At 66.6% G+C, this 23,315-nt stretch carries 22 protein-coding genes and 2 tRNA genes; 11 read left to right on the top strand and 13 right to left on the bottom strand.

Features of this window, described 5'->3' with window-relative positions:
* Positions 1–62: 62 nt before the first annotated feature.
* Positions 63–185, top strand: a complete 123-nt coding sequence (locus DK847_RS21050) for a hypothetical protein (protein WP_280956416.1) — start codon at positions 63–65, stop codon at positions 183–185.
* Here the strand turns inward: DK847_RS21050 and DK847_RS18000 are convergent.
* From DK847_RS18000 to purM, 4 genes are read right to left on the bottom strand one after another with little or no spacing between them, the layout of a single operon-like run.
* A complete protein-coding gene (locus DK847_RS18000; RefSeq protein ID WP_111199933.1) occupies positions 182–1,249 on the bottom strand; it encodes a fatty acid desaturase in 1,068 nt (355 codons plus the stop codon). The genes DK847_RS21050 and DK847_RS18000 overlap by 4 nt on opposite strands.
* Positions 1,250–1,304: 55 nt before the next feature.
* Positions 1,305–2,249, bottom strand: coding sequence for a nucleoside hydrolase (locus DK847_RS17995; RefSeq protein WP_111199932.1), 945 nt, complete (start codon positions 2,247–2,249; stop codon positions 1,305–1,307).
* Complete coding sequence (purN, locus tag DK847_RS17990) at positions 2,246–2,836, bottom strand: phosphoribosylglycinamide formyltransferase (protein WP_111199931.1); 591 nt, start codon at positions 2,834–2,836, stop codon at positions 2,246–2,248. Before purN ends, DK847_RS17995 begins: the two co-directional genes overlap by 4 nt.
* Entirely contained in the window at positions 2,833–3,915 is a 1,083-nt protein-coding gene (gene purM, locus DK847_RS17985; RefSeq protein ID WP_111199930.1) for a phosphoribosylformylglycinamidine cyclo-ligase, read from the bottom strand. Before purM ends, purN begins: the two co-directional genes overlap by 4 nt.
* A gap of 138 nt (positions 3,916–4,053) precedes the next feature.
* Here purM and DK847_RS17980 point away from each other — a divergent pair, with 138 nt between their 5' ends.
* The 4 genes from DK847_RS17980 to DK847_RS17965 are packed head-to-tail and all read left to right on the top strand — an operon-like array spanning position 4,054 to position 7,531.
* Positions 4,054–5,169: a DUF2066 domain-containing protein gene (locus DK847_RS17980; RefSeq protein WP_111199929.1), complete on the top strand. Its 1,116-nt coding sequence runs from the start codon at positions 4,054–4,056 to the stop codon at positions 5,167–5,169.
* 9 nt (positions 5,170–5,178) lie between these two features.
* Positions 5,179–5,736: a CDP-alcohol phosphatidyltransferase family protein gene (locus DK847_RS17975; protein ID WP_111199928.1), complete on the top strand. Its 558-nt coding sequence runs from the start codon at positions 5,179–5,181 to the stop codon at positions 5,734–5,736.
* Positions 5,733–6,842 (top strand): AI-2E family transporter, encoded by a 1,110-nt coding sequence (locus tag DK847_RS17970; protein WP_245414666.1) that lies wholly within the window; start codon positions 5,733–5,735, stop codon positions 6,840–6,842. The genes DK847_RS17975 and DK847_RS17970 overlap by 4 nt, the downstream gene beginning before the upstream one ends.
* Positions 6,839–7,531 carry a P-loop NTPase family protein gene (locus DK847_RS17965; RefSeq protein ID WP_111199927.1) on the top strand — a complete coding sequence of 231 codons (693 nt, stop codon included), beginning with the start codon at positions 6,839–6,841 and terminating at the stop codon, positions 7,529–7,531. Before DK847_RS17970 ends, DK847_RS17965 begins: the two co-directional genes overlap by 4 nt.
* Positions 7,532–7,534: 3 nt before the next feature.
* Here the strand turns inward: DK847_RS17965 and DK847_RS17960 are convergent, their stop codons facing one another.
* Positions 7,535–7,789, bottom strand: a complete 255-nt coding sequence (locus DK847_RS17960) for a hypothetical protein (RefSeq protein WP_111199926.1) — start codon at positions 7,787–7,789, stop codon at positions 7,535–7,537.
* Positions 7,790–7,977: 188 nt separating this feature from the next.
* On the opposite strand from DK847_RS17960, the gene DK847_RS17955 reads away from it, so the two are divergent.
* Positions 7,978–10,152 carry an RNA degradosome polyphosphate kinase gene (locus tag DK847_RS17955; RefSeq protein ID WP_111199925.1) on the top strand — a complete coding sequence of 725 codons (2,175 nt, stop codon included), beginning with the start codon at positions 7,978–7,980 and terminating at the stop codon, positions 10,150–10,152.
* Complete coding sequence (gene ppx, locus DK847_RS17950) at positions 10,149–11,672, top strand: exopolyphosphatase (protein WP_245414665.1); 1,524 nt, start codon at positions 10,149–10,151, stop codon at positions 11,670–11,672. The genes DK847_RS17955 and ppx overlap by 4 nt, the downstream gene beginning before the upstream one ends.
* Before the next feature lie 3 nt (positions 11,673–11,675).
* Here ppx and DK847_RS17945 read toward each other — a convergent pair whose 3' ends face one another.
* The 7 genes from DK847_RS17945 to DK847_RS17915 form a co-directional block, all read right to left on the bottom strand.
* Positions 11,676–12,557 (bottom strand): SMP-30/gluconolactonase/LRE family protein, encoded by an 882-nt coding sequence (locus tag DK847_RS17945; RefSeq protein ID WP_111199924.1) that lies wholly within the window; start codon positions 12,555–12,557, stop codon positions 11,676–11,678.
* A 9-nt stretch (positions 12,558–12,566) separates the two neighbouring features.
* Complete coding sequence (locus DK847_RS17940; protein ID WP_111199923.1) at positions 12,567–13,742, bottom strand: mandelate racemase/muconate lactonizing enzyme family protein; 1,176 nt, start codon at positions 13,740–13,742, stop codon at positions 12,567–12,569.
* Entirely contained in the window at positions 13,739–14,737 is a 999-nt protein-coding gene (locus DK847_RS17935; RefSeq protein ID WP_111199922.1) for an aldose epimerase family protein, read from the bottom strand. The genes DK847_RS17940 and DK847_RS17935 overlap by 4 nt, the downstream gene beginning before the upstream one ends.
* The gene (locus tag DK847_RS17930) at positions 14,734–15,564 is read right to left on the bottom strand and encodes a carbohydrate ABC transporter permease (RefSeq protein ID WP_111199921.1); all 831 of its coding nucleotides are present in this window, start codon (positions 15,562–15,564) and stop codon (positions 14,734–14,736) included. The genes DK847_RS17935 and DK847_RS17930 overlap by 4 nt, the downstream gene beginning before the upstream one ends.
* Positions 15,561–16,436 carry a carbohydrate ABC transporter permease gene (locus DK847_RS17925; protein WP_111199920.1) on the bottom strand — a complete coding sequence of 292 codons (876 nt, stop codon included), beginning with the start codon at positions 16,434–16,436 and terminating at the stop codon, positions 15,561–15,563. Before DK847_RS17925 ends, DK847_RS17930 begins: the two co-directional genes overlap by 4 nt.
* Before the next feature lie 63 nt (positions 16,437–16,499).
* Entirely contained in the window at positions 16,500–17,843 is a 1,344-nt protein-coding gene (locus DK847_RS17920; RefSeq protein WP_111199919.1) for an ABC transporter substrate-binding protein, read from the bottom strand.
* A gap of 43 nt (positions 17,844–17,886) precedes the next feature.
* Complete coding sequence (locus tag DK847_RS17915; RefSeq protein ID WP_161957365.1) at positions 17,887–18,663, bottom strand: SDR family NAD(P)-dependent oxidoreductase; 777 nt, start codon at positions 18,661–18,663, stop codon at positions 17,887–17,889.
* A gap of 209 nt (positions 18,664–18,872) precedes the next feature.
* Between DK847_RS17915 and DK847_RS17910 the strand changes: the two genes are divergently transcribed.
* Together DK847_RS17910 and DK847_RS17905 are read left to right on the top strand one after the other, a co-directional pair.
* The gene (locus DK847_RS17910) at positions 18,873–19,910 is read left to right on the top strand and encodes a patatin-like phospholipase family protein (RefSeq protein WP_111199917.1); all 1,038 of its coding nucleotides are present in this window, start codon (positions 18,873–18,875) and stop codon (positions 19,908–19,910) included.
* Positions 19,911–19,913: 3 nt separating this feature from the next.
* Positions 19,914–21,368, top strand: a complete 1,455-nt coding sequence (locus tag DK847_RS17905; RefSeq protein WP_111199916.1) for a GntP family permease — start codon at positions 19,914–19,916, stop codon at positions 21,366–21,368.
* 120 nt (positions 21,369–21,488) lie between these two features.
* Here the strand turns inward: DK847_RS17905 and rnd are convergent, their stop codons facing one another.
* Complete coding sequence (rnd, locus tag DK847_RS17900; RefSeq protein WP_425358700.1) at positions 21,489–22,661, bottom strand: ribonuclease D; 1,173 nt, start codon at positions 22,659–22,661, stop codon at positions 21,489–21,491.
* 304 nt (positions 22,662–22,965) lie between these two features.
* On the opposite strand from rnd, the gene DK847_RS17895 reads away from it, so the two are divergent.
* Positions 22,966–23,050 (top strand) — tRNA-Tyr (locus DK847_RS17895).
* A 66-nt stretch (positions 23,051–23,116) separates the two neighbouring features.
* Positions 23,117–23,190: transfer RNA gene (locus DK847_RS17890), tRNA-Gly, on the top strand.
* The last annotated feature ends 125 nt before the right edge of the window (positions 23,191–23,315 follow it).

Genomic DNA, 23,315 nt, shown 5'->3' with positions numbered 1-23,315 from the left:
ATCATGCCCCGAACTCAGCGCCTTTGGGCGCGATAAGGGTGCATCGAATCGAGGTTACACCCATGTCCCGCCGTGCAATGTTGCTCATGGCCGTCCTGCTCGCCGCCGCCACGGCCGCCACCGCCGCCTCCGCCGTTCCCGCTCCCTTGCGGGCCGTGTCGGAGTTCGTGCTGTCGGTGGCTTAGTTTCCGCTGGGCGCTGAGGCCTTCGGGCAGCGCTCGGTGAGGTCCTGGTTCATCAGCCCGTTCCGCCGCGAGGGCGTAAAGTCGCCGCGCACATGGTCCAGCCAGAGTTTCAGGTAGGTGCGCGGGTTTTCCCGGCAGAACACGTCTGGTGCGATTTCCTTCAGCTTCGGCAACCTGTTCCACGGCACGTTGGGGAACGTGTGGTGCTCATGATGATAGCCCGTGTTGAACAGGAAGAGGTTCTGGAACCGGTAATCCGAATAGGTCGGCTCGATCTCGTCCATGCCCTCATGCTCGCTCAGGGACTGCCCCAGGTTCGACACGCCCATCTTTCCCAGGAACAGGGACAGCGACCAGTTGTGATAGAGCCAGCCGAGGAAGCCGAAAGCCATGAACAGGAAGACGTTCACGGCCAGCGACACGGCGACGAACAGCAGGGTGAGGTTGCGCGGCACCTTGCGCGCCCCGATGTGGCGGCTCCTGTCCTTCATGCTGCGCCCCGATGCCCTTTCGTAGAGGGGAACGAGGATCTTGTCGGAAAAGATGAAGCCGAAGGGCAGAAGGTGAAGCACCAGGGTCAGCAGGGTCAGCAGGTGCTGCGTCACCGGGTGTGAGGCCTTGATGGTGCGGCGCGCGTTGAAGCTGCAGATATCCTCGTGCTCGTAGTCACGCTCGTAATTCCCGAGGAAGGGGTGGTGGCTGGTGACGTGTTCATACTGGTAGGTCAGCTGCTTGCCGAAGGACGCCAGGATGAGCTCGAGGCCGAGGTCGAAAGCGAGCTTCGGTCCGGTCCGGTGGAACACCAGGCGGTGAGCCGTCTCGTGCAGAAGCGCACCGGCGGAATGGATGATGAACTGACCCACGAAGAAGGCCGCGAGAAAGCACCAGAGCAGGTTGGTCTGCCCCACGACATAGGCCATGCCCCAGTGCAGCGTCAGCAGCACCGGCACGGCCAGCGCGGTCCAGGGGTTGGGGCCCGCCAGGGCGCGCGCATCCGGATGGCGGCTGATCACCGTCTTCCGCTGGATGTTGTGGCGCAGCGCCTGCGGGGAAATATGTTCCAAGGCCTTCTCCCTGTCGCGGACCGATAGGCAATCCTGAGTGGCACTATTGCCCTGTTCAGGGCAGCCGCGCAATCCGCTCCGCCAGCAGATGGAAGAAGCCGTCAGCCTCCACCTCGCGGATGACGGTGACGTTCGCCGGCCGCTTGGTCACATGCCACCAGTCGATGACCGTGGCCCCCATGGTCAGCTCGGACTCGCATTCGACCGAGACATTCACCAGCCGTCCCTTGAACAGCTCCGGCTTGAGGAGCCAGGCGATCACGCAGGGGTCGTGCAGCGGGCCGCCGTCGGTGCCGTATTTGTTCTCGTCGAAGCGCTCGAAGAAATCGAGCATCGCCGCCGTGGCGGGACCCGACTTGTTCGGCATCCTGCGGAACGCCTCGACGCGTTTTGCCGTGGTCAGCGCCTGGTGGGTGCAGTCGAGCGGGATCAACGTGACCGGGATGCCGCTGTCGAACACCAGCCGCGCCGCATGCGGGTCGACATAGATGTTGAACTCAGCCGCCGGCGTCACGTTGCCCTGCTCGAAATAGCCGCCACCCATGGCCACGATCTGCTTCACCCGGCCCGCGATGCGCGGCTCGCGCACCAGAGCGAGGCCGATGTTGGTGAGGGGGCCCAGCGTACACAGCGTCACGGTGCCCGCCGGGCGCGACATGATGGTCTCGACGATGAAGTCGACAGCGTACTGGCCCTGGAGCGGCATCTGCGGCTCGGGCAGCACGGGGCCGTCGAGGCCGGTCTTGCCGTGCACTTCCTCGGCAGTGACGAGAGGGCGCACCATGGGGCGGATGGCGCCGGCGAAGACCTTGGTCTCCGGCTTGCCGGCCAGTTCGCAGATCTTGCGGGCGTTCTTCTCGGTCAGCGCCAGGGGCACGTTGCCGGCGACCGCGGTGATGCCCAGCACCTCGAATTCAGGGGACGCCAGTGCCAGCAGGATGGCCACGGCATCGTCCTGGCCGGGATCGGTGTCGATGATGATGGGGAGCGGCTTGGTCATTCACGGTCCTCGATGATGCGGTTGGCAAGCCAGGCGAGGGCCTGCGGGTAGATCCTGTGTTCCTGTTCCAGCACGCGCGCGGCGAGCGTGTCGGGCGTGTCTCCCGGCAGCACGGACACTTCGGCCTGCAGCAGCACCGGCCCGCCATCCAGTTCCGGCGTCACCAGGTGCACGCTGCAGCCGGCGACCTTCGCACCGTCGGCAATGGCGCGCTCATGGGTGTGCAGGCCCTTGTAGGCCGGGAGCAGGGAGGGGTGGATGTTGAGGATGCGGCCGTCCCAGCCGGAAATGAACTGCGCCGTGATCACGCGCATGAAGCCCGCCAGCGCAATGGCCTCGACATGCATGGAGCGGAGATATTGGTCGAGTGCGGCCTCGAACGCTTCGCGCGATGGATAGGCCTTGTGGTCGATCACCCTGGTGGCGATGCCGTTCGCCGCTGCGAACTCAAGGCCCTTGGCATCGGCCCGGTTGGAGACGACGCAAACCACCTCCGCCGGGAAGTCGGCGGCCCGCGCCGCCTCCACCAGCGCCATCATGTTGGAGCCGCGCCCCGAGATCAGGATGGCGGTGCGCGCCCTGGTCATTTCACCGCGAGCGCACCCTTCAGCGCCACCTGTTCCTCAGCACCCTTGCGCTTGCGGATGGTCCCGAGCGTGACGACCGTCTCGCCCGAACGCTTGAGCGAGGCCGCGACCTTCCTGGCATCCTTCGCCACCACGACGACGATCATGCCGATGCCGCAGTTGAAGGTGCGCAGCATCTCGCGCTCGGCCACCGATCCCACCTCCTGCAGCCAGCGGAAGACGGGCATATAGGGCACGGCATCGAGGTCGATCTCGGCCACGGTGGTCCTGGGCAGCACGCGCGGGATGTTCTCGATGAAGCCGCCGCCGGTGATGTGGGCGAGCGCCTTGATGGCATCGGTCTGCTTCATCGCCTTGAGGATGGGCTTCACGTAGATGCGGGTGGGGGCGAGCAGGGCATCGCCCAGTGTCACTTTCCGGTCGAAGGGCGCCTTGGACGAATACCTGACCCCGCTCAGCGCCACCAGCTTGCGTACCAGCGAATAGCCGTTGGAGTGCGGGCCCGAGGAGGCGAGGCCGAGGATCACGTCCCCCGGCTTCACATCACGGGGAAGCAGTTTCCTGCGCTCGGCGGCACCCACGGCAAAACCGGCGAGGTCATAGTCGTCACCGTGATACATGCCGGGCATCTCGGCCGTCTCGCCGCCGATGAGGGCGCAGCCGGCCTGCTTGCAGCCGTCGGCGATGCCGGCAATGACCTGTGCCGCAGCCTTCACGTTCAGCTTTCCGGTGGCGTAATAGTCGAGGAAGAACAAGGGCTCGGCACCCTGCACCACGAGGTCGTTCACCGACATGGCCACGAGGTCGATGCCCACCCCATGGTGCCGCCCGGTCTCGATGGCGATCCGGAGCTTGGTGCCCACCCCGTCATTGGCAGCCACCAGCACGGGGTCCTTGAAGCCGCAGGCCTTGAGGTCGAACAGCCCGCCGAAGCCGCCCAGGGCCGAATCGGCGCCTTTCCGGCGGGTGGACTTCGCCAGCGGCTTGATCGCGTCCACAAGGGCATTTCCAGCCGAAATGTCGACCCCTGCGTCGGCGTAGCTGACGCCTTTTCCTGCTGCTTGTTTCGCCCTGCTCATGCCGCTAGTTTGCCCCAAATCTCTGGTGGAGGTGCCCGATGGGGCGTCCTTAGCCCGAAGCGCTCACGGAATAAAGCGCGGAAGGGACGCCGGACAGGTGTGTGGAAAGTTGGGACCGGCAATTTGAACGTCATTCGCATGTTGCAGGGCCGCGCTGTCGCGGCGGCTCTCGCCGGTCTGGTGGCGCTTGCCGCCCTCGTCCTGCCTGTCGGGGCGGGCGGCCCCGTCGAGACCAGCCCCTTCGCGGTCCAGGGGGTGGAGGTGGACGTCACCTCCACCGATGCCAATTCGGCCAAGAACCAGGCGCTGATGGACGTGCAGGTCAAGGCCTTCTTCCTGCTGGTCGAGCGGCTGGGCTCGATGGAGCTTGCCGAGCAGCTGAAGGAGAAGCTGAAGCCGGAGGACATCGCCCCCTTCCTGCGCTCGCTGTCGATCGAGAAGGAAACCTCCGGGCCGGGCCGCTACATCGGCACCTTCACGGTGCGCTTCCTGCCGGCCAAGATGCAGAAGTTCCTGGCGGGCTACAACATCAACGTCCCCGCCCAGCAGGCGGACCCGGTGCTGGTCATCCCCGTCTACCGCGCCCCGGACGGCCTCAAGCTGTGGGAGGACAATCCCTGGCGGCAGGCCTGGATCGACCTCAAGGGCGAGCAGGGCGTCGTCCCGATCATCATTCCGCTGGGCGATCTCGAGGATACCGAGGCCCTCACCGCCGAGGACGCGGTCAATGGCGACACGGTGAAGCTTGATGCCATCCGCAAGCGCTATGACGCGGCCAGCATCCTGGTGGCCCAGGCCCAGCCCACCGAGACGACCGATCTCCACGTCTATATCGAGGGCGACACCAAGCTCGGCCACGTGAACATCAACAAGGTCTACTCGCCCGAACCCGCCGAGGACGGCACCACGCCGCCGGTCGAGACCACCGCCGCCACGGCGTTCCAGAAGGTGCTCTACAAGGCCTATATCGCCCAGGCGGCCAAGGTCGCGGAAGAGAAGGCGGCGCGGGACAATACGCCCCAGTCGCTGGCCGTCACCGTGCCGTTCAGTTCGCCGCGCGAATGGAACGCCATCCGCTCGCGCATCCTCAATACCCCCAATGTCTCGGGCGTCGATCTCTCCAGCCTCGACTTCAACGGCGCCACCATCCGGCTGGTCTACACCCACAGCCTGGAAGAGCTGCAGGGCAACATGCAGCGGGTGGGTCTCAGCCTCTCGCAGGGCGGAGGCGGCTGGGTGATCCAGCCCATGTAGGGCAGGGCCATGCACAACATCCCCAACCTCATCTCGGTCGTCCGGCTGCTGCTGGTGCCGCTCACGGTGTGGCTGATCATCTCGGAAGCCTATGGCTGGGCCTTCCTCACCTTCATGGCGGCGGGCATTTCGGACGGCGTCGACGGCTATCTTGCCCGCCGCTTCGACTGGCGCACCCGGCTCGGCGCCTATCTCGACCCGCTGGCCGACAAGGCGCTGCTGGTCTCGGTCTTCGTCACGCTGGGCTTCCTCAAGCTGATCCCGGCCTGGCTCGTCCTCCTCGTCGTGTCGCGCGATGCGCTGATCGTTGGCGCGGTGCTGCTGTCGCGGCTGATGGACCACCCGGTGCACGTCCACCCGCTGATGGTCAGCAAGGTCAACACCGTGGCGCAGATCATGTTCGCCGTGGCGGTGCTGGGGGTCGCGGCGCTCGGAAAACCGCTGGAAAGCCTGGTGGACTACGGCAGCATTCCCGTTGCCCTGTTGACGGCGCTGTCCGGTGCTGCCTATCTCGCATCCTGGCTGCGCCACATGGCGGAGCATCCCGAGGGGAAGAACCAGCCGTGACGCTGCAAAGACAGGTGCTGATCTGGGCCGCATGCTTCGCGGTGCTGGTGCTTGCGCTGTGGCTGCTCAGCCCCATCCTGCTGCCCTTCCTCGCCGGCTTCGTGCTGGCCTATTTCCTCGATCCGATCGCCGACCACCTGCAGAAATGGGGCCTCTCGCGCCTCACCGGGGCGATGGTGATCGTCGTGGTGGCGCTGATCCTCCTGGTGGCGGCGCTCGTCGTCTTCGTGCCCATGCTGGTCGACCAGGTGGGCCGCTTCGCGGGCGAGCTTCCCGCCATCATCCAGTCGCTCGCCGCAAGGCTCAATGCGTGGGCGCCGGCATGGATGAAGGAAGCGGTCAACAACAGCGGCACCGACATCCAGGCCTCGGTCACGCAATTCGCCGGCAAGGCCGCAGACTGGATCCTGAGCGTGCTGAAGACCCTGCTTTCGGGCGGCCTCGCGCTGGTCAACCTCGTGTCGCTGCTGGTGGTGACACCCATCGTCGCCTTCTACATGCTGGTCGACTGGGACCGCATGATCGCCACCATCGACAGCTGGGTGCCGCGTGACTACGTCGGCACCGTGCGCGAACTGGGGCGCGACGTGAATGCCGCCATGGCCGGCTTCATCCGCGGCCAGGGCACCGTCTGCCTCGTGCTCGGCATCTTCTATGCGGCGGGCCTCACCTTCGCGGGGCTCAAGTTCGGCCTCGCCATCGGGCTTCTCGCGGGTGCGCTCACCTTCATTCCCTATGCCGGGGCGATGACCGGCGGCGTGCTGGCCATCGGCGTGGCGCTGGTGCAGTTCTGGCCGGACTACTGGTCGATCGGCATCGTGGTCGCGATCTTCGCGGTGGGCCAGTTCCTCGAGGGCAATTTCCTGTCGCCGAAGCTCGTCGGCAAGAGCATCGGACTGCATCCGGTGTGGCTGATGTTCGCGCTCTTCGCCTTCGGCTATGCCTTCGGCTTCGTGGGCCTGCTGCTGGCGGTGCCCATGGCCGCGGCGGCGGGCGTCCTCGTTCGTTTCGCGCTGCGCCAGTATCTGGGGAGCCGGCTTTACCTCGGCACGGCGGCGCAGCCCCTTCCATCACCGTCCGATCCGGTGGAGAACCGCCCGGCATGAGCCGCCAGCTGGTGCTCGATCTTCCGTTCCGCGCCGCACTGGGGCGGGACGACTTCCTGGTCACGCCCTCCAATGCCGCGGCCGTGGAAATGATCGACCGCTATCCCGACTGGCCGCATTATGGCGTGGTTCTGGTGGGCGAGGGCGGGTCCGGCAAGTCGCACCTGCTGGAGGTGTGGCGGCAGGCGTCGGGTGCAAGGCTCGTCGCGGCCGCGGCCCTTGGCGACGAGCCGCCCGACCGGCTGCTCGCGGCCGGTGCCCTCGCCATCGACAATGCCCCGGGCGACAGGCTGGACGAGCGCGCGCTGTTCCACCTCTTGAATCTCGCCCGGCAGACCGGCGGGCATGTGCTGATCGCCTCCGAGGCCGATCCGGCGCAGTGGAAGGTGGCGCTGCCGGACCTCGCCTCGCGCCTCAAGGCACTCGCCGTGGCGCGGCTCGATCCGCCGGATGACGCGCTGCTGCGCGGCGTGCTGGTGAAACTCTTCGCCGACCGGCAGCTCGCCGTCGAGGAGCCGGTGATCTCCTACCTCATGCTGCGCATGCCGCGCTCGCTCGACGCCGCCCGCGCCCTGGTCGCCGGTCTCGATGCGCTGGCCCTGGCGGAGAAGGCAGCCGTGACCCGCGGCCTCGCCGCCCGCGTGCTGCAGCAGATGACGGAGCCTGGCCTGTTCCCCGAGGACGGCTGAGGCTCAGGTGCCGAGTTCCGGCCCGTCGGGCTGGGGTGCTGGCGTGTTGCGCATCTCCTCGGCCAGCCGGTCGCGCGCCGCCACATGGTCAAGCTGCGCCTTTTCCAGCACGTCGAGGATGCGCCGCGCCTGCGAACTGTCCCTACCGGCACGTTCGAGCGCCTCGATCAGCAATGTCTGGCGGCGGATGTGGATGAGGCCCTCGGTGACATAGCGTTCGGCCCACTCGAGGTGTTCCAGCAGAGTGGTTCCATCCATGCGTGTGTGTCCCGTTCCCTGGCTCCGGTGATAGGCTCGCCGCGGACCGCGGACAAGCAACCGGAGGCATCGGCAGGCTGTACCACTCGCCCTCACCTCCGGCGCTAACCTTGTGCAAACCGGAGGTTCACCGAACCGTCACAACCCTGTTATAGTGCCGTCCCGGCTCCATTTTCCGAAAGGCGGCCATGAACGAGCATCTGCCCATCGCCGAGACCATCACGGCCGAGGCCCCGCAACGCTTCATCAACCGCGAGATTTCGTGGCTGGGCTTCAACATGCGGGTGCTGGAAGAGGCGCGGAACACCGCGCACCCGCTGCTCGAACGCCTGCGCTTCCTGTCGATTTCCGGCAACAACCTCGACGAGTTCTTCATGGTGCGCGTCGCTGGCCTCGTCGGCCAGGTGCGCGAAAAGCTCACCCAGCACAGCGATGACGGCCTCACTGCCCAGGAACAGCTCGACCGGGTGCGCGCACTCGCCCAGGAGCTGATGGCCGAGCAGGACCGGCGCTGGCACCACCTCACCCAGGAGCTCGCCCAGAACGGCATCGTCATCACCGACGGCTCCGACCTCATGGCGCATGAGAAGTCCTGGCTCGACCAGCGCTTCCTCGAGCAGATCCTGCCGGTCGTCACCCCCATCGCCATCGATCCCGCGCATCCCTTCCCCTTCATCCCCAACCGCGGCTTCATCATCTGCCTCGAGCTGAAGCGGCGGAAGGACGGCGGGCAGATGAACGCGCTGATCCCCATCCCGCAGCAGCTGGACCGTTTCGTCAGGCTTCCGGCGCTGGACGGCCAGCAGGCGGTGCGCTTCATTTCGCTGGAGAACATGCTGAGCCTGTTCATCCCGCGCCTGTTCCCCGGCTACGAGGTGACGGGCAAGGGCGTGATGCGGCTGATCCGCGACAGCGACATCGAAATCGAGGAAGAGGCGGAAGACCTCGTGCGCGTGTTCGAAAGCGCGCTGAAGCGCCGCCGCCGCGGCTCGGTGATCCGCATGGAGGTTGCGGCCACCACGCCGCCCTCGCTGCGCGAGTTCATCGCCGAGGAACTCGACGTGCACCGTGACGCCATCGTCGAATGCGCCGGCCTCGTCGGCTATTCCGACACGCGGCTCCTCATCCTCGACGAGCGGCCGGACCTCAAGTTCAAGCCCTTCATGGCGCGCTTCCCGGAGCGCATCCGCGACCATGGCGGCGATTGCTTCGCGGCGATCCGCCAGAAGGACATCGTCGTCCACCACCCTTACGAGTCCTTCGATGTCGTGGTGCAGTTCGTGCTGCAGGCGGCCAATGACCCGGATGTGGTGGCCATCAAGCAGACGCTCTACCGCACTTCCAAGGACTCGCCCATCGTCGCGGCGCTGGCCAAGGCGGCGGAGGCCGGCAAGTCGGTCATGGCGCTGGTCGAGCTCAAGGCGCGCTTCGACGAGGAAGCCAATATCCAGTGGGCAAGGGACCTCGAGCGCGCCGGCGTGCAGGTGGTGTTCGGCTTCATCGAGCTCAAGACCCATGCCAAGGTCTCGATGGTGGTGCGCCGCGAGTCCGGCGCCATGCGCACCTACGTGCATTTCGGCACCGGCAACTATCACCCGATCACCGCCAAGGTCTATACCGACCTTTCCTTCTTCACCTGCGATCCGGCGCTGGCGCGCGATGCCGCGCGGCTGTTCAACTTCATCTCCGGCTATGCCCAGCCGGAGGACCTCGAGAAGATCGCGATCTCGCCCCTCAATCTCAAGAAGCGGCTGCTCGATCACATCGACGAGGAGATCGAGCATGCCAGGGCCGGCCGTCCGGCGCAGATCTGGGCCAAGCTCAATTCGGTGGTCGATCCCGGCATCATCGATGCGCTCTACCGGGCGAGCGACGCCGGGGTGCAGATCGACCTTGTGGTGCGCGGCATCTGCTGCCTGAGGCCCGGGGTTCCGGGCCTCTCCGAGAACATCCGCGTCAAGAGCATCATCGGCCGCTTCCTCGAGCATTCGCGCATCGTCTGCTTCGGCGGCGGCCATGCGCTGCCCAACAAGCGTGCCAAGGTCTACATCTCGTCGGCCGACTGGATGCAGCGCAACCTCCACCGCCGCGTCGAGACGCTGATCCCCATCGAGAACCCGACGGTGCACGACCAGATCCTCGACCAGATCATGATGGCCAACATGATGGACAACCAGCAGAGCTGGGAGCTCCTCGCCGACGGCACCTCGCGGCGCATCGCGCCGGGGCCGGACGAGGAGCCGTTCAACGCCCATGACTACTTCATGAAGAACCCCTCGCTCTCCGGCCGTGGCCGCAGCCAGGCCCTGCCGCCGGAAATCATCGAACGCGCCAAGAAAAAGAAGACCAGGGCGAAGCCGTGAACTGGGACAACTGGCACAAGGGGTTCCGCACCGAGCCGCCGAAGTACCGGCCGGTGGCGGTCGTCGACATCGGCTCGAACTCGGTCCGCCTCGTGGTCTATGACGGGCTGCGCCGCTCGCCGTCTCCCATCTTCAACGAGAAGATCCTCTGCGGGCTGGGCCGCGGCGTCGCCACCAAGGGCAGGCTGGCGGAAGAGGGGATCACCCGCGCCATTGCCGCCCTCAAACGTTTTCGCGCACTCGCCCGCCAGATCGGCGCCAAGCATGTCTATGCGGTGGCCACCGCCGCGGCGCGCGAGGCGTCGAACGGCCCGCAATTCATCGCCAGGGCGGAAAAGGCGCTGGGCTGCGACATCAAGGTGCTCACCGGCAAGGAGGAAGCGCGCTACGCCGCGCTCGGCGTCATCGCCGGCATTCCGGGTGCCGATGGCGTGGCGGGCGACCTGGGCGGCGGTTCGCTCGAACTCATCGACATCAAGGACGGCAAGCTCAGGGACGGCATCACCCTGCCGCTCGGCCCCCTGCGCCTCATGGACCTCTCCGGCGGCTCGATCGACAAGGCGCGCGAGATCATCGACGAGACCTTCGCCAGGACGGAGATCCTCAAGCTCCTCAAGGGCCGCACCTTCTATGCGGTGGGCGGCACCTGGCGAAACCTGGCGAAGCTCCACATGGCGCAGAGCCATTACCCGCTGCACGTCCTGCATTGCTACCGGCTCACCAAGCCGCAGGCCATGTCCCTGTCCGGCCTCGTGGCGCATCTCTCGCCCACCTCGCTCAGGGAGATCCGCGAAGTCTCGAAGAGCCGGTCCGACACCATGCCCTTCGGCGCCCTGGTGCTCGAGCGCCTGCTGGCGCATTGCCAGCCCTCGGCGGTCGAGATCTCGGTCTATGGCGTGCGTGAGGGCATGCTGTTCTCGAAGCTGCCGGGCAGGAAGCGCAACAGCGATGCGCTGCTCTCCTCGTGCTGGGATTTCGCCCGGCGCTATGCCCGCTCGCCCGAGCACGAGCTCGAGCTCTGCGACTGGACCGACCAGCTCTTCGGTCCCGGCAAGCTTCCGGAGACGGACGAGCAGCGCCGGCTGCGCTATGCCGCCTGCCTGCTCGCCGACATCGGCTGGCGGGCGCACCCGGACTATCGGGCCGAGCGCTCCCTCTCGATGATTTCGCAGGCGGCCTTCGTCGGGGTCGACCATCCCGGCCGCGTCTTCCTCGCGCTCACGGTGTTCTACCGCTATGACGGCGAGGGCGAGGATGGCGACGGCCTCAACCGCCTGCTCGACGACGAGGTGCACCAGCGCGCCCATCTGCTCGCCTCGATCTTCCGGCTCGCCTACATCCTCTCCGCCGCCATGCCCGGCATGCTGCCCAACATCTCGCTCAAGCTCGGCGACAACAAGACGCTCATCCTGCGCCTGCCGAAGAAGCTCGCGGACCTTGCCGGCGAACGGGTGGAAAAGCGCCTCGCGGGGCTTGCCGCCGAAATCGGCCGCACCGGCAAGCTGGTGGTGGGCCGCTAGCGCTCAGCCCACCGCGAAGACGGGTTCCGGCAGGCCACGGATGCCGGTGTCGAAGGCCAGCAGCGCGCCGCCCGGCCCGGTCTCGTCCTCCGCCCGCGTGACGCCGGGGCTCCAGCCGGTTGTCACGTAAAGCGTTGTCATGTCCGGCCCGCCGAAGCCCATCGAGGTGACGATCGGGCAGGGCAGGTCGATCACCATCAGCACCGTGCCGTCGGGTGCAAAGCGCGTCAGCCGCCCGGCGCCGTAATGGGCGCACCACAACCCGCCTTCGGCATCGACGGTGAGGCCATCGGGAATGCCGTCATCGGGCCCCAGCGCCGCGAAGACCCGGCGGTTGCGCAGGACCGGCGTGCCGGGGGCGAGATCATAGGCAAGCAGGCGCCGCCCCACGGAATCGCTGAAATAGAGAACACCGCCATCGGGCGAGAAGGCCGGTCCGTTGCACACGGTGAAGCCGCCATCGCCCAGCCTGGCATTGCCCTCGGCGTCGACGCAGTAGAGCATGCCGCGCGGCTCCGCCTCGGCGAGGTCGAGCGTTCCCACCCACAACCGCCCCTGCCGGTCGATCTTGCTGTCATTGTAGATCACGCCCTCGCGCGCCGCGTTGGGGTCGGCAAAGGGCGTGATGCGCCCCGAACCCGGTTCGAACAGCGCGAGGCCGGTGTCGATTGCCAGCATCACCCGCCCGCCACTGGCGAAGACGAAGGAGCCGATGAAGCTGGTGCCCGGAATGGTCCAGCTCTCGATCCGGCCGTCGCGGCCTAAGCGGTGCAGTATCGGGCCATAGAGGTCCGTCCAGTAGATCGCCTGTTCGGCCTGGTGCCACAGCGGGCTTTCGCCCAGCCGGTCACGCGTCTGGGCCACGATGCGGGGGGTGAGCGTCATGCCGGTCTCCTAGAGCTTCGGGCTGCGGTAGAGCGCCTTGCCATGGGCGCTGATTTCGATGTCGACCATGTATTTGCGCATGCCGGCGGGATTCATGGTGATGCCGAGGCCCGGGGCTGCCGGCAGGTGCACCAGGCCGTCACCGTCGGGGGTCAGGTGCGTCTCGCTCATGTCCCAGGCCACCGACTTGGGCGCAAAGGGATATTCGCAGATGCGGTGGCTCTCGAGCCCCGCATAGGGCTGCAGCGAGGCACAGAGCGCCAGGTGCGAGGTGAAAGTGTGGTTGACATAGGTGACGCCCCGCGCCGCCGCATAATCCGCCGCGCGCTTGGCAGGCCCGATGCCGCCGATCCGCCCGCAGTCGATCTGGATGAAGCCGACCTTGCCATAGTCGATCAGCTGCTGCGCCATGTGGAAGTTGTGCGACGCCTCGCCACCGGCGAGCTTCACCTTGCCGCTCTTCGCCGCCAGCCCGGCATAGGCGCCATAGGCGCCGCCGAGGAAGGGCTCCTCGAACCACACGGTGTTCACCTCCTCGAGCAGCGGGATGCGAAGCGCCGCGGCCTCCACGTCCTCGCGGAAGATCTGGCCCGCATCGATCAGCAGCGTGCCCTCGGGGCCGATCCCCTCGCGCGCCGCCTGGAGGTGGTCGCGGTCCTCCGCCAGCGTGCCGCGGCCGAACGGCCCCCAGCCGCATTTCACCGCGCGGTAGCCCGCCTCGCGCGCCCGCCGGCAGCCGGCCAGCGTCTCCGCCGGCGTGTCGCCGAAAAGCTGCGAGGCATAGGGCAGCTTGGGATGGGCCTTGTCGTAGCCGAGGAGTTCATAGACCGGCGCATTGCGCTTGCGGCCCAGCACGTCCCACAGGGCCATCTCGATGCCGGAAAAGGTGTGGGCGGCCTGCAGCAGGTCCATGCACTCCATCTCCACGGCGGCATGGATCGCCGCGATGTCCGCCGCACTTTCGATGGGCTTGCCCAGCACCACGTCGCGCACCGGCTTGCAGGCGCCATGCGACATCGGCGTCACGAAGGCGGCGATGGAGACCAGCGGCGAGGCCTCGCATTCGCCCCAGCCCTCGACCCCGTCGGCACTGACGCGCACCACGAGCGCATCCTGGCTGCCATCGCCGATGTCCTCCACCTTGGGCATGGAGAGATAGAAGAAGTCGACGGCGTCGATGCTCATGATGGCGTGGTTCCTTGCTGGCTGGGAAAATCTCCGGGACCGTTGACCGGCCCGGCAGGTGTGAAGACATGCAGTGCGATGCTTGCCGAAAGGCGGGCGCCGGGCTCCAGCCGCAGCAGCGGCGCGCGGCACCTTCTGGCTTCGCCAAGGCCCAGCGCGCAGGGCGTGCCATTGGGCTCGATGCCGATGAGGCGGGTGCGGCCGTCCCACGGCGCATCCGGCGTCGCGGCGAGTTCGTACCACAGCCAGGCGAAGGGAAAGCGCGTGCCGTCCCAGGTCAGCAGCACGGCGATGGCATCATCCATCCGGCGGATGGCGGCCCAGTGTGAGGTGAAATCCCCGAGATAGACGACGGAGGCCCAGGGCTCTCGCGGATGGGCGAGGTCGATGCGGCCACCCGCCTTCGCCGGCAGCACGGGCCATGTTCCGCCTGCGCCACGCGCGATGGGGTTGCCGGGCGGATCATAGTGCGCCTCGCAGGCCACCCGCGTCGCGCCACAGGTGATCTCGACGGGCGCGGCCAGCAGGTCGCTGCCGAATGTCGGGTGGTGGCCCCACATCACATCGACGGACCTCTCGCCATCATGGCTGAGAGTCTCCGCGATGGTCAGCGTCCCGCCCTCCACCCGCACCGTCCGGCGCATGGTGGCGGGGAGTGTCGCGAAGCGGCGGGTGAGAACCAGCGCGCCATCGGCCTCCTCGGCCGCCCACGGCGCAACCGAGGCCTCGCCGTGGAAGCCGTGGAACACGCCGTCCACCGTGCAGGCATCGCCCGCATTGGGAAAGAGCAGGGGCCAGCCGCCCGTGTAGCGCGTCAGCCATTCGGGTTCATCGCGCGCGGCAATGCCGGGGAAGGGTGCATCGCTCGTCTCCCACGGCACCTGGCCCAGAACCGACAGGCCCGTCGGCCTGTGGCGCACGGCGGTGATGGTGCCGCCGATGGCGGGGTTCACCGTCACCGCCAGCGACGGGCTTTCGAGCGTCACGAGGCTCACTTGATGGCGCCCGACATGAGGCCGCGGATGAACTGCTTCTGGAACATCACATAGAGGATGAACATCGGCGCGCTGGCGATCACCATGCCCGCCATGGTCAGCGGCACCTGGTTGTTGTAGCGCCCCGAGAACACGCTGATCCCCGCCATCAGCGTGCGCTTGGCATCATCCTGCAGGAAGATGATGGCGATCAGCAGGTCGTTCCACACATAGAGCGAGTTGACCACCACCAGCGTCACCAGCGCCGGCATGGAGAGCGGCAGCACCACCTTCATCAGGATGGTGAACTGTCCCGCCCCGTCGATATGGGCCGCCTCGTAGAGTTCGCGCGGCACGGTGCGGAAGAAGGTGGTGAGGAGGTAGACCGAGAAGGGCGTGATCAGCCCGGCATAGATGATGATGGCGCCGGAATAGGTGCTGACCATGCCGAGCCGCGTGTAGAGCACGAAGAGCGGCACGATCATGACGACCGGCGGCACCGCCATGAGCGAGGTCGAGATGCCGAGCAGCGTGTCGCGCCCGCGGAAGGCCATGGTGGCGATGGCGTAGGCGCCCAGCACCGAGACGGCGGTGGACAGGATGACCGATCCCGCCACCAGCACCGCGCTGTTCAGCATCCAGTGCAGGAAGGGGCTGTCGACCAGCACCGAGCGGAAGTTCTCCAGCACCGGTGCTGCGGGAAAGCCCAGCTTGTCGACGGCATATTCCTCATCCGACTTCAGCGCCGTGACGATCATGTAGATCGTCGGCACCAGGGCGAGGAACGAGGCGATGATCAGCACCGCCTGCTTCACCATGTTGCCGGGCTGCAGGGCGCGCGCGTTCATGGTGACGTCTCCGCCCGCTGGCGCACCTTGAACAGCAGGAAGATCAGCACCCCGGTGACCAGGAACAGCATCACCGAGGCCGCCGCCGCGATGCCCGGCAGGCTCGAGCGGATCAGCGCGTTGAAGATGTAGAGTTCGACCACCTCGGTCGAGGTGCCGGGGCCGCCGCGCCCGCCGCCCATGATGTAGATGTAGGAGAAGACGGCGGCCAGCATGGTGATGACGCTCACCACCACGTAGAACTCGATGACGCCGCGCATCTCGGGGATGATGATGTGCCACAGCCTGTGCCACCAGCCTGCGCCGTCGATCTTGGCGGCCTCGGTCACCGATTCATCGAGGCTCAGCAGGCGGGCGAGGAACAGGATGATGCCGAGGGCGGATTCGCGCCAGATGATGAGGATCATCACCGTCCACAGCGCCACGTCGGAAGAGCCGATCCAGTCCAGCGCCATGAAGTCGAGGCTGAGCCAGCGCAGCATCTCGTTCACCGGGCCGGAGAACTGGAACATCCGCTTCATCACCACCGCGACGATGGGAATGGCCAGCACGAAGGGCACGAAGACGATGATGCGGTAGAGCTTCCAGCCCGCCACCCGCTCCGCCAGCAGCACCGAGACGATGAGCGAGATTGCCACCATCACCGGAATGGCGAGCAGGAGCTGCAGGTTGTGCAGCACGGAGTCCCAGAACAGTGACTGGCCGAGAATGAGCTGGTAGTTGCGAAACCCGATCCACGGCCCGTCGATGCCGCGCACCATCTTGAAGCTGAACTCGAAGATCTTCAGCAGCGGATAGCCGAAGACGAAGCCCAGCAGCGCCACCAGCGGCAGGACATAGAGATAGGGTGTGAGCCGGGACGAAGGCGTCATGAGGCCGCGCAAACAGGGGAAGGGGAGGAGCCGCCGGCCATGCGGCGGCTCCGGCACGTCGCATCAGGTGGGGGAGGAAAGGTCCTTCACCCACTTGCGGTAATTCTCCACCATGTCGGGGTTGAACTCCTTCCACTCCTTCGCCGTGTTGGCGGCCAGTTCGCCCGCCTGTTCGCCGGTCATCGCGCCGGCCACGATCTGCTGGCCGGTGGGAATGGCGGCGCGCTCATAGAATTGTCCCGGCACCAGGTTGGTGACGTTGGAGATGTTGGGTTTGAGCCCCCAGTTCTCCCACAGCCCGCGCACCGAGGGGTCCTGGATGACGCTGGCATCGAAGGTGGTGTTGGAGGGAAGCCAGCTGGTCGCCTCCCAGAAGGCCTTCAACTGGTCGGGCGACTGCAGGAATTCGAGGAAGGCGGCCGCCGCTGCCGGGTCTTCGGCATCCTTCGAGATGCCGAGGCCCTGCACGTCGACCACCGGGGTTGCCGCCAGCTTGCCCTTGCCGAAGACCGGCATGGTCATGTAGCCGATCTTGCCGCCCGTCGCCTTGCTGTCGGCCGGCATGCGCGTGCCGATCGACTGGCCGATGCCGAGCTTTCCCGCCACCACGAGGTCGATGCCGGGATAGAGTTCGAGCGACGACATGTCCTTGTTGAGGAAGCCCTTGGTCTTCAGCTCCTCGAGCTTCACCCAGTGCTCGTGGTACTTGGGCTCGCGGAAGTCGCGGTCGCCGATGAAGAGTTCCACCGCCTCGCCGAAACTGTCCAGCTGCTGGGGCAGGGCATGGGTGATGTACCATTCGCTCCAGTAGCCGTCCTGGATGCCGCCGCCCAGCGCCTCCACGCCGGAGCTCTTCAGCTTGTCGCAGGCAACCAGCAGCTCGTCCCAGGTCTTGGGCGGCGCCTCGGGGTCGAGGCCTGCCTTCTCGAACAGCGTCTTGTTGTAACACCAGAACATCGGCAGCGGGTACCAGCCGGTACGGTAGACGTCGCCGCCGAAATGGCTGAGCAGCGTGGGGTTCGAGGCCGCCAGCACGTCCGGCTTGACCAGGCTGTTGAGGCCGCGCAGGTAGCCCAGCCACACGCTTTCCATGTGGTAGATGCCGTTCCACAGATATTGCACGTCGGGCGCATTGCCGGCGGCGGCGGCCGTCTGGAACTGCGAGATCACCACGGCTGTGTCCTGCAGCATGGGCTTCACGGTCGCGGCCTTGTACTTCGCCACCGAGTCGTTGACGTATTTCTGCAGGCCCGGAAGCTCCTGTTCGCCCCAGTACCACATGTCCATGTCCTTGGCCTGGGCGGCGGCACCTTTCGCCAGGCCGCCCATCGCCGCGCCGCCCGCCAGCATGGCCGAGGTGAGCATCAGGCTGCGGCGGGTGAACATCGGCAGTGATCGCTTGTCCATGTCGTTTCCTTCCTGTCGTTTCCCAGTTGGCTATTCTTGCTGTCTAGAACGTGCTCATCAGGCCGCCGTCGACGACGAGCAGCTGCCCCGTCATGTAGCGGCAATAGTCCGAGGCGAGGAACACCACCGTGCCGGACACGTCCTCCGGCTGGCCGCTGCGGCCGAGCGGAATCTTGCGCTTGTCGACGTACCACTCCACGAATTCCGGCGTCGTCGTCTCGTCGACGCCGTTCACCACCGACATCGGCGTCACCATGAAACCGGGCGCCACCGCATTGACCAGGATGTTGAAGGGCGCCAGTTCCACCGCCATCGACTTGGTATAGGCGATGAGCGCACCCTTGGCGGCATTGTAGGAGCCGCAGAGCCCGCTCGAGGCGAAGCCCTGGATCGAGGAAATGTGGATGATGCGGCCGCGCTTCTGCCGCACCATGACGGGGGCCACCAGCTTCGAGCCCATGTAGACGGCCTCGAGGTTGATGGCGATGGTGCGCCGCCAGTCCTCCAGCCTGTCGTCGAGGATGCTCTTCGTTGCCGGGTTGATGCCGGCATTGTTGACCAGCGTGTCGATGCGGCCATGGCGCGCCTCGATGTCGGCCACGGCGCGGGCATAGGCGTCGTAGTCTGTGACGTCGAAGCTGTGCTGGCTGCACTGCCCACCGCTGCGGGCGATGTCTTCCGCGACCGCGGCCAGGGTCTCGGGGTTGCGGTCGATCAGGGCAGCGAACGCGCCCTCGCGGCTCATCTCAAGGGCAATGGCGCGGCCCAGACCCTGGCCCGCCCCGGTCACCATGCAGATCTGGCCGTTCAGAAGACCCATCGCGCGTCTGCCCCCAGACAGTGCGGCGACTATATGGGGGCGGTTTCTGCGGTCAAGCGCGGCTGCCTGCGGGACCCTGCGCCCCAGCGTTGCGCGCGGCGCAGCCATACCACAACCCGGCACATGACTTGGGCGCCCGCTTGTGTTAGGGCTCCCGCAGTGCAGCAAAAATATTGCACTGCAATGTCACGTCACTGGAAGGCCCATTCATGGCAAAGCCCGGCAAAGCCTCGGAAAAACCCATCCTGATCGATCTTGCCCTGCAGGGCGGCGGCTCGCACGGGGCTTTCACATGGGGCGTCATCGACCGCATGCTGGAGGAGAAGCGCTTCGTCATCGAGGCGATTTCCGGCACCTCGGCAGGCGCCATGAACGCCGCCGTGCTGGCCGATGGCTGGAACAAGGGCGGGGCCGAAGGCGCCAAGGCCGCGCTGGACGCCTATTGGCGCCGGGTTTCGGCTGCTGCTGCCTTCAGCCCCTTCCAGCGAACCCCGCTGGACAAGATGCTGGGCCGCTGGTCGCTCGACAATTCGCCGGCCTATCTCGCCATGGACCTGCTGACGCGCGTCGCCTCGCCCTATGACCTGAACCCCGCGGGCTACAATCCGCTGAAGCCGATCCTCGAGGAGGCGATCGACTTCGACGGCCTCGCGACATCGCCGATCAAGCTCTATGTCACCGCCACCAATGTGCGCACCGGCCGGGCGCGCATCTTCCGCAATGCCGAGATCACGGCCGACGTGCTGCTGGCCTCGGCCTGCCTGCCCACCATGTTCCAGGCGGTCGAGATCGATGGCGAGGCCTATTGGGACGGCGGCTATGCCGGCAACCCCACCATCACGCCGCTGGTGCGCGAGAGCGACGCCACCGACACCATCCTCGTCCAGATCAACCCGCGCGAGCGCGCCGAGGTGCCGAAGACGGCGGCCGAGATCCTCAACCGGCTCAACGAGATCTCCTTCAACTCGCCCTTGATGAAGGAGGTCTACATGATCGCGCTGCTGCGCCAGGTGGCGGATCCCGGCACGGGCGAGGGGGCCCGCTGGGCCTCGATGCGCACCCATCGCATCATGACGGAGAAGCTGGCCGAGCTCGGCGCCTCCTCCAAGCTCAATGCCGAGTGGGATTTCATCGAGATGCTGCACGCCGAAGGCCGGCGTGCGGCCGACCAGTTCATCGCCGAGCATGGCAATGACGTCGGCCACCGCAGCACCGCCGACATCGACGTTCTTCTGCAGGAGCATTGAGCCATGGGTCTCATCGGCATTCTCGCAGGCCTCGCACTGCTCATCGCGCTGGCCTTCCGCGGCTGGAGCATCCTGCTGCTCGCACCCCTCGCGGCCATCGTCACGGCACTGTTCTCCGGTCAGCCGCTGCTGGCGCACTGGACGCAGGTGTTCATGACCAGCGGGGCGGGCTTCATCGCCCAGTTCTTCCCGCTCTTCCTGCTCGGCGCCCTGTTCGGCAAGCTGATGGAGGATTCGGGTTCCGTGTCCGTCATCGCCAGGTGGATGGTGGAGAAGCTCGGCACCGGCCGCGCCATCCTCGCGGTCGTGCTGGCGGGCGCACTCGTCACCTATGGCGGTGTCAGCCTCTTCGTCGCCTTCTTCGTGCTCGCCCCCATGGCGCAGGAGCTGTTCCGCTCGGCTTCGATCCCGCGCCGCCTCATGCCGGCGGCCATCGTGCTCGGCACCTCCACCTTCACCATGTCGGCACTACCCGGCACGCCCTCGATCCAGAACGCCATTCCCATGCCGTTCTTCGGCACCACGCCGTTTGCAGCACCCGGCCTCGGCATCATTGCCTCGCTCGTCATGCTGGGCTTCGGCCTGTGGTGGCTCAACCGCGAACAGGCGCTCGCGGCGGCGCGCGGCGAGGGCTTCGGCGACGGCCGTCCCGCCTCGGCGCGAGACCTCGCCTCGGATGAAAAGCTGCGCGAGCGCGCCACCGCCGCGCGCGAGTTCGACCCCGCCGAGATCGCCAGCGGCGAGATGGCCCTGAAGCCGCCCTCGGTCCTGCTCTCGGCCCTGCCGCTGGTGGTGGTCATCCTCGTCAACATCCTGATGTCCTTCGTCATCCTGCCGCGCGTCAACGCCGAATTCCTGGCGGAACCGCAGTTCGGCGCCACCTCGCTCTCGGCGCTGAGCGGGGTCTGGGCGGTCATCACCGCGCTGGCGGCGGCCATCGTCACCGCGCTGGTCATCAATGTCCGCCGCCTTCCCGCCCTCAAGAGCACGGTCGATGCCGGGGCCAATGCCTCGGTGCTGCCCATCATGTCGGTGGCGAGCCTCGTCGGCTTCGGCGCGGTCGTGGCGGCCATGCCGGCTTTCAAGGAGGTCAGCGACTGGGTGCTGGGCATCGGCGGCGGCCCGCTGGTCTCGCTCTCGGTCGCCGTCAACGTGCTCGCCGCACTCACGGGCTCGGCCTCGGGCGGCCTCACCATCGCGCTCGATGCGCTGGGCGGCACCTTCATGGAGCGCGCCGCGGCGATCGGCATGGATCCGGCATTGCTGCACCGTGTGGCCGTCATCAGCTCCGGAACGCTCGACAGCCTGCCGCACAATGGCGCGGTGGTGACCTTGCTCGCCGTCTGCGGCTCCAACCACAAGGAGGCCTACCGCGACATCGTCATGGTCGGCATCCTCGGCGCCATCCTGGCGCTCATCGTGGTGATCGTGCTGGGCGGGCTGTTCGGGTCGTTCTAACGGGGAAGGGCGCGTATCCCCTTATCCGTCACCCCGGCGAAAGCCGGGGCCCAGCTTTGTCTCAGCAAGAGCTCGAGAGTAAGCGGGGTCCCGGCTTTCGCCGGGATGACGGCATGTCCATCATTCCGCCGCCGCCTTCACGTCGCGCGCCGCCGGCAGCACGCGCACCTTGCCGCCTTCGAAGCCGATCACCGCCTCGCCGCGCTTGATGGCCAGCGCCAGCTCGCCGAACAGCTCGCGCCGCCAGCCGTGCATCAGGTGCACGTCGGCCGTGTCGCTCTCGGCCACCGCATCGATGTCGGAGCTGGAGGCCACGAGCTTGGGCGCAATGCCTTCCTTCTCGCAAACCACCTTGAGGGCGAGCTTCAGCACTTCCGCCGCCGCCTGGGCGGCATCGCTCATCTCGTCGCGGCCATCGGCCGGCTGGGGCAGCGACTTGGGGTCGATGGCGAGGCCCTCGGCCACCGCCTTCTGGATCGCGTCGCCGATGCGCGAGCTGGCCATCCCCTTGGGGAGAGCCCGGAGCTGGTTCAGCGCCTCGCGCGTCTGCGGGCACTGGGTGGCGACCTCGGCGAGGGCATCGTCCTTCAGCACCCGCGAGCGCGGCACGTTCTTCTCCCGCGCCTCGCGCTCGCGCCAGGCGGCGGTCGCCATCAGCACGGCCAGCTGCTTCTTGGAGCGCAGCCGCACCTTGATGCGCTTCCAGGCATCCTCCGGCTCCGTGCGGTAGGTGGCGGGGTTGGTGAGGATGTCCATCTCCTCCCTCAGCCAGTGCTCGCGGCCCGTGCGGTCCAGCTCCTTCTTCAACGCCTCGTAGACGACGCGCAGGTGCGTGACGTCGGCCAGCGCATAGGCCAGCTGCTTTTCGGAGAGGGGCCGGCGCGACCAGTCGGTGAAACGCGAGGACTTGTCGATCTGGGCCTTGGCCAGCTTCCTCACGATGGCTTCGTAGCCCACCTGGTCGCCGAAGCCGCAGACCATGGCGGCGATCTGGGTATCGAACACCGGGTGGGGCACGATGCCGGCGCGGTGGACCATGATCTCGATGTCCTGCCGGGCGGCGTGGAAGACCTTGAGGACCCTGGGATTGTCCATCAGGGCAAAGAATGGCTTAAGGTCGATTCCCGGGGCGAGGGGGTCGATCAGGCCGTGGACGGTCTCGCCGGCCACCTGGATGAGGCAGAGGTCCGGCCAGTAGGTCGACTCCCGCATGAATTCGGTATCGACGGTGATGAAGGTCTCGCTGGCCAGGCTGTCGCAGAGGCGGTAGAGCGATTCGGTGGTGGTAATCAGGTCCATGCCCGCAGGGAAGCGCGATCGCCCGCTCAGGTCAATGGCCTGTGCAGAAAAGTTCTGAGCGGCGGTTTTTCCTTCATTTGCAAGATATTGCGATCTCTTTTGCAAGCTTCGCTGGAGCTTGGGGCCGGCCCCGGCCGGAAGCCCTGTTCGGGCGGTGGGTGGCGGTCGAACAAGCTTCAATCATTCCCTTGACTTGGCAAATCGATCCTTGCATAACGCGCCCACCAAACGGCCCGGGCGACCCCCGGGCTGAATGGCGTTTGGCCTAAGCAGTGTTTGCCCTTTCCGAGGGTTAACCGGGGGAGTGTCCCGAGCGGCAAAGGGGGCGGACTGTAAATCCGCTGGCTTCGCCTTCGTAGGTTCGAGTCCTACCTCCCCCACCACTGCTTGGGGCCTGACGCCACAACTGGGTCGATGGAGTTCGGACACAAGTCTTTCGGGTTTCCCGGGCGGGTGTAGCTCAATGGTAGAGCAGCAGCCTTCCAAGCTGAATACGAGGGTTCGATTCCCTTCACCCGCTCCAAAGTTTGAATCGTGAATGCCGCGAGATGCGGCCAACAGGGTAGACGACGATGGCCAAAGAGAAATTCAACCGCGACAAGCCGCATTGCAACATTGGCACGATTGGCCACGTTGACCACGGCAAGA

The organism is Aestuariivirga litoralis (genome assembly GCF_003234965.1).
In the GTDB taxonomy this organism is placed as follows: Bacteria; Pseudomonadota; Alphaproteobacteria; order Rhizobiales; family Aestuariivirgaceae; genus Aestuariivirga; species Aestuariivirga litoralis.
The sequence above is the reverse complement of the archived record's forward strand: the minus strand, read 5'-3'. Positions and strand labels throughout refer to the sequence as shown.

Excerpts from the sequence above, each read along its gene's own strand:
- DK847_RS21050 (WP_280956416.1), top strand. The coding sequence starts at position 63 with ATGTCCCGCCGTGCAATGTTGCTCATGGCCGTCCTGCTCGCCGCCGCC.
- DK847_RS17995 (WP_111199932.1), bottom strand. The coding sequence starts at position 2,249 with ATGACCAAGCCGCTCCCCATCATCATCGACACCGATCCCGGCCAGGAC.
- purN (WP_111199931.1), bottom strand. The coding sequence starts at position 2,836 with ATGACCAGGGCGCGCACCGCCATCCTGATCTCGGGGCGCGGCTCCAAC.
- purM (WP_111199930.1), bottom strand. The coding sequence starts at position 3,915 with ATGAGCAGGGCGAAACAAGCAGCAGGAAAAGGCGTCAGCTACGCCGAC.
- DK847_RS17980 (WP_111199929.1), top strand. The coding sequence starts at position 4,054 with ATGTTGCAGGGCCGCGCTGTCGCGGCGGCTCTCGCCGGTCTGGTGGCG.
- DK847_RS17975 (WP_111199928.1), top strand. The coding sequence starts at position 5,179 with ATGCACAACATCCCCAACCTCATCTCGGTCGTCCGGCTGCTGCTGGTG.
- DK847_RS17965 (WP_111199927.1), top strand. The coding sequence starts at position 6,839 with ATGAGCCGCCAGCTGGTGCTCGATCTTCCGTTCCGCGCCGCACTGGGG.
- DK847_RS17960 (WP_111199926.1), bottom strand. The coding sequence starts at position 7,789 with ATGGATGGAACCACTCTGCTGGAACACCTCGAGTGGGCCGAACGCTAT.
- DK847_RS17955 (WP_111199925.1), top strand. The coding sequence starts at position 7,978 with ATGAACGAGCATCTGCCCATCGCCGAGACCATCACGGCCGAGGCCCCG.
- DK847_RS17945 (WP_111199924.1), bottom strand. The coding sequence starts at position 12,557 with ATGACGCTCACCCCCCGCATCGTGGCCCAGACGCGTGACCGGCTGGGC.
- DK847_RS17940 (WP_111199923.1), bottom strand. The coding sequence starts at position 13,742 with ATGAGCATCGACGCCGTCGACTTCTTCTATCTCTCCATGCCCAAGGTG.
- DK847_RS17930 (WP_111199921.1), bottom strand. The coding sequence starts at position 15,564 with ATGAACGCGCGCGCCCTGCAGCCCGGCAACATGGTGAAGCAGGCGGTG.
- DK847_RS17925 (WP_111199920.1), bottom strand. The coding sequence starts at position 16,436 with ATGACGCCTTCGTCCCGGCTCACACCCTATCTCTATGTCCTGCCGCTG.
- DK847_RS17920 (WP_111199919.1), bottom strand. The coding sequence starts at position 17,843 with ATGGACAAGCGATCACTGCCGATGTTCACCCGCCGCAGCCTGATGCTC.
- DK847_RS17915 (WP_161957365.1), bottom strand. The coding sequence starts at position 18,663 with ATGGGTCTTCTGAACGGCCAGATCTGCATGGTGACCGGGGCGGGCCAG.
- DK847_RS17910 (WP_111199917.1), top strand. The coding sequence starts at position 18,873 with ATGGCAAAGCCCGGCAAAGCCTCGGAAAAACCCATCCTGATCGATCTT.
- DK847_RS17905 (WP_111199916.1), top strand. The coding sequence starts at position 19,914 with ATGGGTCTCATCGGCATTCTCGCAGGCCTCGCACTGCTCATCGCGCTG.